At 69.4% G+C, this 13,084-nt stretch carries 10 protein-coding genes, 1 tRNA gene and 4 pseudogenes; 4 read left to right on the forward strand and 11 right to left on the reverse strand.

What is annotated here, in order from left to right:
- The first annotated feature begins 8 nt into the window (after positions 1-8).
- Both ACWGIS_RS23895 and ACWGIS_RS23900 read left to right on the forward strand, forming a co-directional pair.
- Positions 9-2,492, forward strand: coding sequence for a phosphoribosyltransferase (locus ACWGIS_RS23895; RefSeq protein WP_453364498.1), 2,484 nt, complete (start codon positions 9-11; stop codon positions 2,490-2,492).
- Positions 2,492-3,319: an HAD family hydrolase gene (locus tag ACWGIS_RS23900; protein WP_453364499.1), complete on the forward strand. Its 828-nt coding sequence runs from the start codon at positions 2,492-2,494 to the stop codon at positions 3,317-3,319. Before ACWGIS_RS23895 ends, ACWGIS_RS23900 begins: the two co-directional genes overlap by 1 nt.
- Here ACWGIS_RS23900 and ACWGIS_RS23905 read toward each other — a convergent pair.
- From ACWGIS_RS23905 to ACWGIS_RS23925, 5 genes are all read right to left on the reverse strand, one after another.
- Positions 3,231-3,950: a DedA family protein gene (locus tag ACWGIS_RS23905; protein ID WP_453364500.1), complete on the reverse strand. Its 720-nt coding sequence runs from the start codon at positions 3,948-3,950 to the stop codon at positions 3,231-3,233. The two genes, ACWGIS_RS23900 and ACWGIS_RS23905, sit on opposite strands and share 89 nt — an antisense overlap.
- Positions 3,951-4,277: 327 nt before the next feature.
- On the reverse strand, positions 4,278-4,496 hold the full coding sequence (locus ACWGIS_RS23910; RefSeq protein WP_453364501.1) for an FmdB family zinc ribbon protein: 219 nt from the start codon (positions 4,494-4,496) through the stop codon (positions 4,278-4,280).
- 95 nt (positions 4,497-4,591) lie between these two features.
- The gene (locus ACWGIS_RS23915; protein WP_453364502.1) at positions 4,592-5,221 is read right to left on the reverse strand and encodes a DUF4383 domain-containing protein; all 630 of its coding nucleotides are present in this window, start codon (positions 5,219-5,221) and stop codon (positions 4,592-4,594) included.
- Between the two features lie 431 nt (positions 5,222-5,652).
- The gene (locus ACWGIS_RS23920) at positions 5,653-7,077 is read right to left on the reverse strand and encodes a hypothetical protein (protein ID WP_453364503.1); all 1,425 of its coding nucleotides are present in this window, start codon (positions 7,075-7,077) and stop codon (positions 5,653-5,655) included.
- Between the two features lie 74 nt (positions 7,078-7,151).
- Positions 7,152-7,964 carry a DUF4097 family beta strand repeat-containing protein gene (locus tag ACWGIS_RS23925; RefSeq protein WP_453364504.1) on the reverse strand — a complete coding sequence of 271 codons (813 nt, stop codon included), beginning with the start codon at positions 7,962-7,964 and terminating at the stop codon, positions 7,152-7,154.
- 204 nt (positions 7,965-8,168) lie between these two features.
- Between ACWGIS_RS23925 and ACWGIS_RS23930 the strand changes: the two genes are divergently transcribed.
- A tRNA-Val gene (locus ACWGIS_RS23930) sits at positions 8,169-8,243 on the forward strand.
- Between the two features lie 68 nt (positions 8,244-8,311).
- On the opposite strand, the pseudogene ACWGIS_RS23935 reads toward ACWGIS_RS23930, so the two are convergent.
- Positions 8,312-8,542, reverse strand: a pseudogene (locus tag ACWGIS_RS23935) (tyrosine-type recombinase/integrase); the annotation flags it as partial.
- Positions 8,543-8,910: 368 nt separating this feature from the next.
- Here ACWGIS_RS23935 and ACWGIS_RS23940 point away from each other — a divergent pair.
- The gene (locus ACWGIS_RS23940; protein ID WP_453364505.1) at positions 8,911-9,237 is read left to right on the forward strand and encodes a hypothetical protein; all 327 of its coding nucleotides are present in this window, start codon (positions 8,911-8,913) and stop codon (positions 9,235-9,237) included.
- Positions 9,238-9,691: 454 nt separating this feature from the next.
- Here ACWGIS_RS23940 and ACWGIS_RS23945 read toward each other — a convergent pair.
- The 5 genes and pseudogenes from ACWGIS_RS23945 to ACWGIS_RS23965 all read right to left on the reverse strand — a co-directional run bounded on the left by ACWGIS_RS23945 (position 9,692) and on the right by ACWGIS_RS23965 (position 12,989).
- Positions 9,692-10,506: pseudogene (locus tag ACWGIS_RS23945) on the reverse strand (IS5 family transposase).
- A gap of 138 nt (positions 10,507-10,644) precedes the next feature.
- A pseudogene (locus ACWGIS_RS23950) lies at positions 10,645-10,923 on the reverse strand (tyrosine-type recombinase/integrase); the annotation flags it as partial.
- Between the two features lie 8 nt (positions 10,924-10,931).
- A pseudogene (locus ACWGIS_RS23955) lies at positions 10,932-11,129 on the reverse strand (transposase); the annotation flags it as partial.
- A gap of 205 nt (positions 11,130-11,334) precedes the next feature.
- Positions 11,335-11,940, reverse strand: a complete 606-nt coding sequence (locus tag ACWGIS_RS23960; protein ID WP_453364506.1) for a hypothetical protein — start codon at positions 11,938-11,940, stop codon at positions 11,335-11,337.
- A complete protein-coding gene (locus ACWGIS_RS23965) occupies positions 11,940-12,989 on the reverse strand; it encodes a ParA family protein (protein ID WP_453364507.1) in 1,050 nt (349 codons plus the stop codon). Before ACWGIS_RS23965 ends, ACWGIS_RS23960 begins: the two co-directional genes overlap by 1 nt.
- Positions 12,990-13,084 lie beyond the last annotated feature (95 nt).

A 13,084-nucleotide genomic window follows, 5' to 3' on the forward strand; every position in this document is an offset into this window, starting at 1 on the left:
AGGAATCGATGAACAACGTGGTGTGGACGGGAACCTGGGTCGCGCGGCGGCTCGGGGTCGAACTCGTCGGTGACGAGAAGCTGCCCGACCTGCTGGGGCTCGCGCTGCGGCGCAACCCCAAGCGGGCGCACCTCCTCGTGTCCAACGTGCTCGGCAAGCACGTCCCGCAGTCGCCCTCCGTGGTCCACGGCCACGGCTTCGCCCTCGGCGGGCGTGTCCGCGACCTGCTGGGCGACGAGGCGGCCACGGCCGTGGTCGTCGGCTACGCGGAGACCGCCACCGGCCTCGGGCACTGCGTCGCCGACGGCATCGGCGCCGCCCCCTACCTCCACTCCACCCGCCGCCCCGTCCCGGGCGTCGCCCAGGCGGGCGGCTTCGAGGAGTCCCACTCCCACGCCACCTCCCACCTGCTGCTCCCCGAGGACCCGGCGCTGCTCGCCGGTCCCGGCCCGCTGGTCCTCGTCGACGACGAGTTCTCCACCGGCAACACCGTCCTCAACACCCTGCGCGCCCTGCACGAGCGCTACCCGCGCGAGCGGTACGTCGTCGTGGCCCTGGTCGACATGCGCTCCGCCGCCGACCTCGGGCGCCTGGACGACCTCGCCCGCGAGCTCGGCGCCCGTGTCGACCTGGTCACCACGGCCTCCGGCACGGTCGTCCTGCCCGACGGCGTCCTGGAGAAGGGGCAGGCCCTCGTCGCCGCCCACGAGACCGACCCGCCCGGCCGCCCCGCACCCGGGCGCGCGGGCACCGTCGGCCGCGTCGCACTCGGCTGGCCGGCCGGCGTGCCCGACGGCGGACGGCACGGATTCACCCCCGAGCACCGAATACGGCTGGAGTCCGCGCTGCCCGCCATGGCCGCCCGGCTCGCCGACGCCCTGCCCGAAGGGGCGCGCCGCGGCCGCGTTCTCGTCCTCGGCTTCGAGGAACTGATGTACGCGCCGCTGCGCCTGGCGACGGAGCTGGAACGGACCCTGGACGCCGAGGTGCGTTTCTCCACCACCACCCGCTCACCCGTCCTCGCCCTGGACGACCCCGGCTACGCCATCCGCAGCCGGATCGTCTTCCCCGCCCACGACCACCCCGACGACGGACCCGGACCGCGCTACGCCTACAACGTCGCCGGTGCCGGATTCGACGCCGTCGTCGCCGTCGTCGACTCCACGGGCGACACCCCCGAGCTGCACGCCCCCGACGGACTGCTCGCCCAGCTCGCCGCCCACATCCCGGCCGTCGTGCTCGCCGTCGTCCCGTCCCACGTCCCGTCGCAGGCGCCCGTCCCCGGAGCCCCGCCGCACGCGGCCCCCCGGCCGACCGCCACCGAAAGGCCCTCCATGCTGTCCGAGCCCCTCCGCGGCCCCGCCTTCTCCTCGTACGCGCCCGACGAGGTCGGCTGGCTGCTCCAGGACCTCTCGGACGTCCGCCTGGAGGCCCCGACCGAGGAGCGCGAGGAGGCCATCCAGAGCGGCGGCGCCCACTACGCCGAGTCGCTGCCCGTGGAGTACCAGCCCAGCGAGCAGTACCAGGAGCTGTTCCACGCCGCGCTCGGCACCTCCGCCGCCCGCATCGCCGAGGCTGTCGGCGCCGTCACCGAGCTGGTGCTCGCCGAACGCTCACCCAGACCCGTCCTCGTCTCCCTGGCCCGCGCCGGCACCCCCGTCGGCGTCCTGATGCGCCGCTGGGCCCAGCACCGGCACGGCCTGGACCTCCCGCACTACGCCGTCTCCATCGTGCGCGGCCGGGGCATCGACGCCAACGCCCTGCGCTGGCTGGCCGCCCACCACGACCCCGCCGACGTCGTCTTCGTGGACGGCTGGACCGGCAAGGGCGCCATCACCCGCGAACTCGCCCAGGCCGTCGAGGAGTTCGAGGCCCAGGACGGCGTCACCGGCTTCGACCCGGAGATCGCCGTACTCGCCGACCCGGGCTCCTGCGTCCGCACCTACGGCACCCGCGAGGACTTCCTCATCCCCTCCGCCTGCCTCAACTCGACCGTCTCCGGCCTGATCTCCCGCACCGTCCTGCGCGCCGACCTGGTCGGCGAACACGACTACCACGGCGCCAAGTTCTACCGCGAACTCGCCGGCTCCGACGTCTCCGCCGACTTCCTCGACGCCGTCGCCGCGCACTTCCCCGACGTCACCGACGCGGTCGACGCCCGCGTCAAGGACCTGCTGTCCGCCGACCGAGCCCTCACCTGGGAGGGCTGGGCGGCCGTCGAGCGGATCAGCGAGGAGTACGCCATCCACGACGTCAACCTCGTCAAGCCCGGCGTCGGCGAGACCACCCGCGTCCTGCTGCGCCGCGTTCCGTGGAAGATCCTCGCCCGCGCCGGAGCGGGCGCCGACCTCGACCACGTACGCCTGCTCGCCGAACAGCGGGGCGTCCCCGTCGAGGAGGTCGCCGACCTCCCGTACACCTGCGTGGGACTGATCCACCCCAAGTTCACCCGAGGCGCCACCGGTGCCGACGGCAAGGCGGTGACGGCCTGATGACCACGCCCCGGGTGCTCGTCGCCAGCGACCTCGACCGCACACTCATCTACTCCTCCGCCGCGCTGGCCCTCGCCATGCCCGACGCGGAGGCCCCCCGGCTGCTCTGCGTCGAGGTCCACGAGAGCAAGCCGCTCTCCTACATGACCGAGACGGCCGCCGGACTGCTCACCGAACTCGGCGGCACCGCGGACTTCGTCCCGACCACCACCCGTACCCGCAAGCAGTACCAGCGCATCAGCCTCCCCGGCCCCGCCCCCAAGTACGCGATCTGTGCCAACGGCGGGCACCTGCTGGTCGACGGCGTCTCCGACCGCGACTGGCACGCGCGGGTGACCGCCCGCCTGGCGGACGAGTGCGCCTCCCTCACCGAGGTGCGCGAGCACATGGCCGCCACCTCCGACCCGCTCTGGGTCCGCAAGCACCGCGTCGCCGAGGACCTCTTCGTCTACCTCGTCGTCGAGCGCGAGCTGCTCCCCGAGGACTGGGTGAAGGAACTCGCCGTCTGGGCCGAGAACCGCGGCTGGACCGTCTCCCTCCAGGGCCGCAAGATCTACGCCGTCCCCAAACCGCTCACCAAGAGCGCCGCCGTGCGGGAGGTCGCCCGCCGCACCGGCACCGACCTCACCCTCGCCGCCGGCGACTCCCTCCTCGACGCCGACCTGCTGCTCGCCGCCGACCGGGGCTGGCGTCCCGGCCACGGCGAACTGGCCGAGGCCGGCTGGACCGCCCCCGCGGTCACCGCTCTTCCGGAACTCGGGGTCGCCGCGGGGGAGCGGATCCTGCGGGAGTTCCTCGCCGCCTGCGACCGCCCCCGCCCGGCCTGAGGACCCGGACCCCGACGAAGACCAGCACGGCGAGCACGGCGACCGCCAGCACCGCCTTCGAGTACGCGGAGACGACATCCGTGACGGCCGTCCAGTTGTCGCCCAGCAGATAGCCCGCTAGCACGAAGGCGGTGTTCCAGATCGCGCTGCCCAGCGTGGTCAGCCCCAGGAATACCGGCAGCGGCATGCGCTCCACACCCGCGGGCACGGAGACCAGGCTGCGGAACACGGGGATCATCCGCCCGAAGAACACCGCCTTCGTCCCGTGCCGCAGGAACCACGCCTCCGTCCTCTCGACGTCGCTCGCCTTCACCAGCGGCAGCCGGGCGGCCAGCGCGACCGTGCGGTCCCGGCCGAGCAGCGCCCCCACGCCGTACAGGGCGAGCGCGCCGATCACCGAGCCCAGCGTCGTCCACACCAGCACGGCCGGCAGGCTCATCCGGCCGCTGCTCGCCGCGAACCCGGCGAGCGGCAGGATCACCTCGCTCGGCAACGGCGGGAACAGGTTCTCCAACGCGATGGCGAGGCCCGCGCCCGGGGCGCCGAGCGTGGCCATGAGATCACTGATCCACTGGGGCGCGCCGCCCTGAGCCCGGCCGGCCGCCGTGGTCGCCGCTGCGATGGCTGTCATGGGGCCACGCTAGAGAGGCGAAGCTGAAGAGAGCCTGAGAGACGGGGCGGGAACGGGCGAGGAGGGTCAGGGCGGGGGGCAGGGCGGGGAGGGGCAGGGGGCGGGAGCTCAGGCGGGGGCGGGGGCAAAGCGGGGCTGTGAGCTGGGGCTGGGGGCAGGGGCTGCGGCTCGGTGAGGCCGGGGCTCATGCGGAAGCACCCGGGCCGGGCCCAGGCGCTTCGGACGGACATGGAGGGGCGCCCGGGGCCCGCACGCGGTGCCCGGGGCCCGTAGGCGGGAACCGCCGAGCGGTGAGGGCCGGCGGGCGTCCGGCCCCCTCACGCACGGTCAGCCGCAGCAACCCCCGCCGCAGCAGCCGCCCCCGCCGCCCGCGCGAGGTGCCGGCGCGGGAGCCGAGGAGGAACCGCCGACCGCGACGGTCGACAGGAGCTTCACGGTGTCGTCATGACCGGAGGGGCAGGCCGCGGGGGCGGAGGACTCCGCCATCGGGCGGCTCATCTCGAAGGTGTCGCCGCAGGTCCGGCAGCGGTACTCGTAGCGAGGCATGCGCACAGGCTAACGGGCTCCGCCCGCGACGGGGAGGCGCGCCCGGGCGCGGACCGGCCCGGTAGAGGACCGGTGCGCGCCGGGGTGCGGGGCCCTCAGCCGGTGTGGGAGCCGGAACCCGGCGGCTGCCGGCGGCTGTCGCCCGACGAGCTGCCGATACGCCGGATGCCCTTGGCCTGCTCGGCGGCCGCGATCCTGGCGCGCACCCGCTCCTCGTTCTCCGCCTCGTCGGGATGGCGGGAACGCCAGTACGGATTGTCGTGCGGCAGGGCCGAACCGACTCTCCCGTACATGCCGAAGAACATCAGCATCACGCCCACCACGAAGCTGAACAGCACGTTCGGCATGCGGAAGGCGAGGAAGTTGCTGTCGGTGTCGAGCAGGGACAGGTTCACGAAGCCGCTGAGGATGAACAGGACGCCGACGACCATGTTGACCGTGGAGGCGAAGTTCCCCCCGATCACCATGCCGACGAACAGCAGCAGGCCGACGCAGATCGAGATGACGCTCAGCGTGCCGTTGGTGCTCAGCCCGGCGACCTCGTCCCCGCGGGTGTCGAAGAACCCGACCTTGTCGATCAGGCCCAGGATGCCGAAGGCCAGCAGGACGAGACCCATCAGTCCGGCACCGACCCGGTAGAACTTGCTGAGGTGGTGGTCGACCGGCAGGTGCTCGTCGAACCGGATACGACGCTTGGACTCCGAGCGAAGAGCGTGTGTGGCCATGTTCGCCTCCCTCTGCCACCAGCGGAGGTGTACGTATCCCTCAGGATCCGCCCGATCCACCCCGACCGGCAACATCAGGCCGCACCGGCCACCGGCGTCGGGACCCCGCACCCCAGCGCCCGCACGGGAAAACCAGATCCGGCACCCTGACTCGGAGCGACAGGAACGGCCCTCACGCCGCCGGACCGGGACCGGTCACGCCGTGCCGGGACGGGAACCGGTCAGGGGCCAGCCCGGGACGGAGGCCGGTCATGCCTGGTGGGATGGAAGCCGGTCGCGCGCGGTGGGATGGAAGCCGGTCACGCTCCGCTGAAGCGGGCGACGGGTCATGCCGCGGTTGAAGGGGGGATCACTCACGCCCCGCCGCCGCTCCCCGCCGGAAGGGGGATCGCCCACGCCCAGCCGACGCTCCCCGCCGGAACGGGCACCGCTCACGCCCCGCCGCCGCGCTCCTCGCGGATCAGCCCGACCACTCCGGCCACCGTCCGCCGTACCGCCTCGGTCTCCATGAGGAAGTGCCAGTAGTCGGGGTGGCGGCCCTCCAGCGCGGCGACGGCGCGGTCCAGGCGGGCCACGGAGTCGTCCAGCGGGCGGGCGTGCCGCGGGTCGGGGGTGTTGCGGCCCGTCATGGCGAGGCGCTGGGCGTCACGGATCGCGAAACGGGTGCGGTCGATCTCGTGCTGCGGGTCCTTCGCCACGGCGTTCAGCCGCCGGAGCCGGTCACCTGCGGCCGACACGGCCTCGTCGGTGTGGTTCAGCAGGGCCCGCGCCGTGGACAGCAGCGAGGTCGCGTCCGGCCAGCGCTGGTCGTCGCGCGCCGCCTGCGCCTCCTTCAGCTTCAGCTCGGCCTGCCGTACGTCCTCCGCGGCCAGTTCCGGCACGTGCTGCAAGTCCTGCCAGCAGGCGACCGTGAAGCGCCGCCGCAGCTCGCTGAGCACCGGTTCGACCTGCCCGGAGCGGGTCGTCAGCGCCTCGGCACGGGTGCGCAGCGACACCAGTCGGTGGTCGATCTCCGCGGCCCGCTCGGGCAGCCGCTGCGCCTCGGCCCGTACGGCCTCGGCCTCGCGGGCGACCCGCTCGGCGCGCTGCAGCGTCTCCGCCACGCCGTGCTGACCGGCGCCCTGGTTGAGCCTGGTCAGCTCGGGCCCGAGGGCGGCGAGCCGGGCGGCGAGGTCGTCGGCCCGCAGCTTCGAGGCCCGTACGGCGTCGAGGGCGTTCGAGGCGGCGAGCAGGGACTGGCGGGCGCGCTCGACGGACGGGGCGAGCCGGGCCAGTTGCGTCTCGGCCTTGCCCAGCAGGGGAGTGAGGCCCTGGGTGAAGCGGTCGAGCTCCTGCCGGACCCGGTCCAGCTCGTCCTTGGCGGCGGTGAGCTCGGTGCGGGCGCGGGCGGCGACGGAGGCCTCCAGGTCGTCCCGGTCCAGGTCCTGGGCGTCCACCGCGTCGATGTACTGGTGGCTGGCCTCGTCGATGCGCCGGCCCAGCGCCTCGAAGTCGGAGACCGCGCGGCGGGCCGCGGGGGAGTCGTCCACGGCACGGATGGTCTCGATCGAGATCCGCAGGTCGCGCTGCGCGGTGTCGAGCTCGTAGAAGGCGGACGCGGCGGCGTCCTTCGCGGCCTGCGCCTCGGCGCGCTGGCTCTCGGAGCGCCCGCCGAACCAGCGCCGGGTGCCGCCGCCGGCGAACGCGGCCGGCAGCGCGAGGACGGCGAGCAGCGGCAGTGCCATGAGCGTGAGCGCGTCGCGGGCGGCCAGCGCTGTGCCGGCGGCGCGGCCGGCCCGGGGGCCCGGAGGGCGGCGACGTGTCTGCTCCGCACCTGGCACAAACGGCGTGTACGGCTGCGAAGGTGTCGCCGTCACATCCCTCTCCCGTGCTGTCATCCGCCCTACCCGGTGTCATTCTCCCACCCAGTAGAGACGAACACACGGGCTCATCAGTTCGCGGTTCGGACCGTGACCTTCCCGTCCCCGGTCCGGGCGGAGACGACGTGGGTGCTGGCGGCGTCGCGGGGCACGGACACGTGGACGGCGCCGTCGTCGCTCTCGGTCGTCACCCGGTACGTCTCCCGGGGCAGCGCGATCGTGATGGAACCGTCCTGGGTGCGCGACTCCACCAGCTGCGGCACGGAGCCCAGTTCGAGGTGCACGGAGCCGTCGTCGGAGGTGGCGCGAATCCGGCGCGAGCCGACATCGAGGGCGCTGATCGAACCGTCGGCGCTGTGCAGGTCCAGCGGGCCGGTGGAGTCCGTCACGCGGACGGAACCGTCGGACGTGCGGATACCGAGGGGCGTCGAGAAACCGCGTGCCGTGACGCGTCCGTCGCCGTCCTCGACCTTGACGGCGATCCCGCGCGGCACCTCGATCCGGTGCCGGGCGGAGCAGTCGGCGACGACGCCGGAGCACTTCATCCGCAGGACGAGCCGGTCGTCCTTCATGGCCCACGTCACCCTGGGTTCCCCGCCCATGACGACGCTCCCCTTGAACCACCGGGTGACCTCGACGTGGTCGGCGTCGCCGGACTCCGCGACCACCAGTTCCAGGGCGGAGTCGTCGGAGTCGACGGTGAGGGTGCGGCCGTGCAGGGCGAAGGAGCGGTGCTCGGGCTTGTCGTCGTCCCCGGCGTCGGCCCCGCAGGCCACGGCGCCGGCACAGAGGCCGACGACCACGACGGAGGCGGCCACACCTCGGACCGCCCTACGGGTGCGGCGGGTACTGCGGTCGGGCGCTGTGCGGGCCGTACGGGCCATGTGGATCTCCCCCTGAGAAGAACGCGGAAGCGCGCCGGGCCCTCGGGGCACACGCTCTTCCGACGCCTTACGACCGTACGGATCCAGGGGCCCCCGGAGGATCCGGCCCGCTCCCGGATCAGGGGTGGGGATAACCCCCGCCCGGGCCCGGTATACGGGTTTGCGGGACAGGCCCTCGGGCAATGTAGGCTGTCGACTCGTCCTGGGCGCGTAGCTCAGCGGTAGAGCGCCGCCCTTACAAGGCGGATGTCGGCGGTTCGAAACCGTCCGCGCCCACCAGGAAAAAAGGCCCCCAGCCGATCATGGCTGGGGGTCTTTGACATCCAGATCTGACATCAGTGCTGTGGCTACTCGCGCTGTAGCCGCCGCGTGAGCAGCCGGTCCATGTGGCTGACGGCCTCGCGCTGCGTGTCCTGGACGACGTGCGTGTACACATTCATCGTGACGGCGATCTGACTGTGTCCGAGGATCTCCATCACGACGCGAGGAGCGACACCGGCCGCGGTGAGCAGGGTCGCGCAGCCGTGCCGGACGTCGTGGAGCCGGATGACCCGAAGGCCGACGTTCCCGGCGACCCGCAGGGCGAGCCAGAGCGGATCCTGCACGGGTGTCTTTTCCACCTCCTATGCTCCTGCACATGAGTAACAGTGCCCAGGAAGGCGAGTCAACGCCGCTCCGCTCTGTGTCCGCAGGCGGAGTGGTGATTGGTGAGGACGGCCGGCTATCGGCGGTCCGCCGTGTGGACAACGGCACTTGGGAACTTCCCGGGGCGTGCTCGAACTCAAAGGCCGAGGTCTTCGCGATCGGGTTCTTGGACGCCTTGGACGGCAACGGGCCTCACGTGTGGAGCCATGACGGCAGGCAGTTGCTTCATGGCTAGGGCGCGCTGATGTCGGCATCTGAGGGAGCAGGGCAGAAACCGAGGCAGCTGACGCAGTTGGGGGACGTGCACGACTTCCTCGACGAGGTTCGGCTGCGCCCTGGGATGTGGCTGCGGGGCAGTTCCTTGCAGCACCTTGAGTCGATGCTCACCGGATACCGAGTCGCCCTGGGAGTGCACGGCATCCCGGAGGACTTCGACTTCTGGAGCCCTGGCAGTCAGGGGCCGTTTGCGGAGTGGCTCTGGCAGCGCCTCGGCCATAAGTACCCCAGTGCTCTGGGATGGGCGGTCGAGATCGAGCGCGAGGCCGAAGCGACGAACAAGCCCGCGGTGGAGCTGTTCTTCAGCTTGCTGGACGAGTACCGCGCGGAGCGCAGCGAAGCCAAGGGATAGAACTTTCTCTACTTCATCAAGGCCCGCGCACGGCGCGGGCGCGCGCCGCCTTTGCGGCGCGGCCTGCCTCCTGTCTGCGCCCCGGCTGGCCGCGCCCGGCGGCGCGCTCCGTGCAGCGGGCAGAAGCGTGGAAGTCACCCGCGGGTCAAAGAGGTGCCTCCGGCGGGGCGCTCTGGCTCTGAGATGGCGGGGGCGCCCTTCGCGAGTGCCGGCCGTGGGTGGCGTGCGCGGGGAGCTCCCATCCCGTCTGCCGTCGCCCCAGGCAGAGCCGAGCAGACGCGGCCCATGGCGTCCAGGTCGTTCGTACAGTGGCGCGCTCCACCTGGACGCCATGAACCACGCCCGCTCCACGGTGTGTGGGTCGACGGCAGACGGGATGGGAGCTGGGGTGAGTGGTGGTGGAGGTTGTCCGCGAGGCTTGAGGAGGGGGGTGGATGCCACGGCCTTACTGTCCCTAACAAAGCCGTTGGACGTGGCGGTGGATGATCAGGCAGACGGCGAGTCCGAGGAACGCTTCGTGGATGTCGTCGCGTCGTTCCCAGCGGATCCGCAGGCGGCGGAAGCCGTGGAGCCAGGCGATCGTGCGCTCGACGACATAGCGAAAGATGCCCAGGCCAGTGCGCGGCTCGCCTCGCTTCGCGATCACGGGGCGGATCCCTCGCTGCCAGAGCAGGCGACGGTACTTGTCGTGGTCGTAACCGCGGTCGGCCAGCAGCGCGTCGGGCCGTCGGCGCGGTCTGCCGGCCTGGCCCGCGACGGCCGGGATCTTGTCCAGCAAAGGCTCGAGTTGGGTGACGTCGTTGCGGTCTCGGCCGGTCAGCGACACCGCGAGCGGGATGCCCTGTCCGTCGACGATGAGGTGGTGCTTGCTGCCCGGACGTGCGCGGTCGACCGGTCTGGGTCCGCTTTTGGGCCCCGCCGGGCCGCGCGGACGTGCGAGGAGTCGATCACCGCCGTCGACCAGTCCAGCTGGTCTTTCGACCGCAGCTTCTCCAGCAACAGCACGTGCAGCTGGTCCCAGACGCCGGCCTCGTTCCAGGCCGCCAGGCGGCGCCAGCAGGTCGTCCCCGAGCCGAAGCCCAGCTCCTGGGGCAGGTACTCCCACTGGATCCCGGTATGCAGGACGAAGAGGATCCCGCACAGGGCCTGACGGTCCGGCACTCAAGGTGTGCCCTCGACCTGCTTCGGGCCCGGCTCGGGCAGCAACGGCTCGATGAGCGACCAGAGTTCATCCGACACGATCCACGGTCGCGACTGGCGTTTCCCCACGACCAGATCAACGAGTGGACAAGCCAACAGTCACATGATCAACAGCTTGTGTTAGAGCCAGTAAGGCCCAGGTCAACCGGTGCGAAGCCAGAGACCTGGGCCTTGATCTTTCTCCGCGACTTCTCGCCGCCGTGCCACTCACGTGCCAGATGGTCCGTGCGGGGGCCGCTTCACCTTCTTGATCTGACCGTCCACGTAGTCCGCGATCTGGTGGTCGCGGCCGTTGACGAGGTGCTGATAGATCAGCGCGGCCCGCACGGATGAGTGGCCCATGCGATGCATCAGCTCGCGGGTGGTGGCGCCGCCAGTCGCGGCGAGGGTGTTTCCGGTGTGCCGCAGATCGTGGAAGTGGACGTCACCGAGGCCGGTCGCCTCGAGGGCACGGAGCCAGATACGCCGGAAGTTGTTCCGTCGGATAGACCGTCTGCCAGCAAGAACACAGGCGGCAGTCGCCGCCAAGTGCAGTCAGAGGTGGCGACGAAGACGATCCCGGCCAAGATCTCGCGATCGTCGGCCCGCCTCTTCCCTCCACTCTGCGGACGGACCACCTCAGTCGGCGGCACCACACGCCGAAACAGTTCCCACAGTTTCTCCGGCACCAGCCGCTCTACGAGACCTGCCATACCCCGGCAACGAGACAGACCCGCCATCAGAAACGGCGTCTTTTAGGCAGCCACTTTAGGACGAGCCTCTAAGATCATGGCCCCACCGTCTTGCTTTACGGGCAGGTCCACTGACTACCCGACTCGCCGTCAACTTACGGGGCCATGATCACTCGCCCCAAAGCAGCTCCAGCCCAAAGCCGTTCCGCCGACCTTCGCTTTAGCGTCAACAGCTTTGATCGAGCTTCGTGACAATGTGCTCAATTGTGGTTATGGCGCCTAGTGCATCATCCGATGAAATTGACGTGATTGTACCGCCCGGCAAAGGATCGAGGTCACATTGATGCACAATTCGGTTTCGTCGACTTACAACCACACCCAAAGCTGTTTTCTGCGTGTGGGAATCGCCAGGAAAGGCCGTCGACCAAATTTTTTGAATTCCCACCATTGCGAGAGCAGAGGCCACGTCGTCTGGACGTTGGTACGTTTCCAGACCGAGACGCTCAGCCACATATGTGCGAGAGGCCAACTCGACAGCAGCACTTCCAGGCGGGCCTGCAGACATGATTTTCCCAATGGCCGAAAAGCTCAAGCCGACTCTCGATGGAGCGGCCACCGCAAGTCGCCCCATTAGGATATCGACAGCGCGGTCAAGTACCACTCCATGGACATATGAATCCAGAGCGGCTACAGCGTGCACCAGAGCTGATCTGAAGTGGTCTTCACCGCCTATCAGGCCGTTCGTGATCGATGACAGTGACTGCCCGATACCGACCAGATCGCGAGCACGCTTCACTTCTCTTTCGAATTCAGGGAAGCGGCGGGTCGCCATTAGGCTTCCTCGCCTGTCAACGATTCCACGCGACTGGCCAAACCATCGAAGGTGTCGCGGAACTTTTCGATATTGACAGCCGTCAGCTCCCATACGCTGCCACCCCGATTTACATCTTGCTTTGTAAGCTCGAAAACGGGCTTGCGGCTTTGCTGCGAGTTGGCAATCAGCGTGTTGAAATCGGGAATTGATGCAAGTCGGTACGGAGGTTCTTCGCCAACTCCGCGGTACAGCGACTCGTCCAACATCAGACCGCTGGACCTCAAGGCGGGGACCAACGTGTCCTTGATAGCACCGTCCAGGGCATTGAAGTACTCCTGAAAGGCGATTGTCGGGGCTCCATTCTTGAGGCGATAACGCTGCACGATGGTGCCCAAGAATTTCAACTTCGGATGCGGAAAAACGTAATCGGCCTTTGCCAGCGCGTCCAACTCCGCAGCCCTCTCTGCCCAGCGAATCCACTTCGGCAACACGCGAGCCAGAGAATCCATTGCCATGACAGAGAACACGTCCGGACTTGCTGGAACAATGAAGTAGTCGGAGATAGATACGAGGTTTTGATTAATCGAGCCAAGCCCTGGACTCAAATCGAGAATTACATAATCCGCCTTATACCTATCCGCCGTGATCTCAAAAAGGTGAGAAAAGCTTCCTGGCAGGTTCTTCAGAGCTTGGATCGATTCAGAAAGCTGCTGGGCAACTCCAAGTGAAACCTCGTCCTCAGCCAAGCCCACATGGCCAGGAATGAGGAACAAACCGTCTCTCCCGGAAACGGGTACGCACTCCACAGGGGCGAGAGGGCGAGGGCGTGATTGGAAGGCGGGATCCAAAGCGTCGCGAAGGTTCTGGTTTGGGTGTTCCGAGTAAAACTTATCCAGCGCGTCGACTTGAGTGAGATCCAAAACCATACCCGTGAGATTGCACTGCGGATCCGCATCCACCATAATCACGGTCTTTCCGCGCTGAGCAAGCATCCAGCCAAGGTTAAAGCATGTAGTCGTCTTGCTTACGCCACCCTTGTTGTTGAACATGGCGATGATCTTTGCCACGGGTCCCCCGTTAGTTGCGACTCATTCTGTGAGTCTTGCTGCGGCTCGTCCCGGTTATCCTAGCCCTGGTTGCACGTCCGCAGTCCAGCGAAGTC

The sequence above is a fragment of the Streptomyces sp. NPDC054842 genome (genome assembly GCF_053611025.1).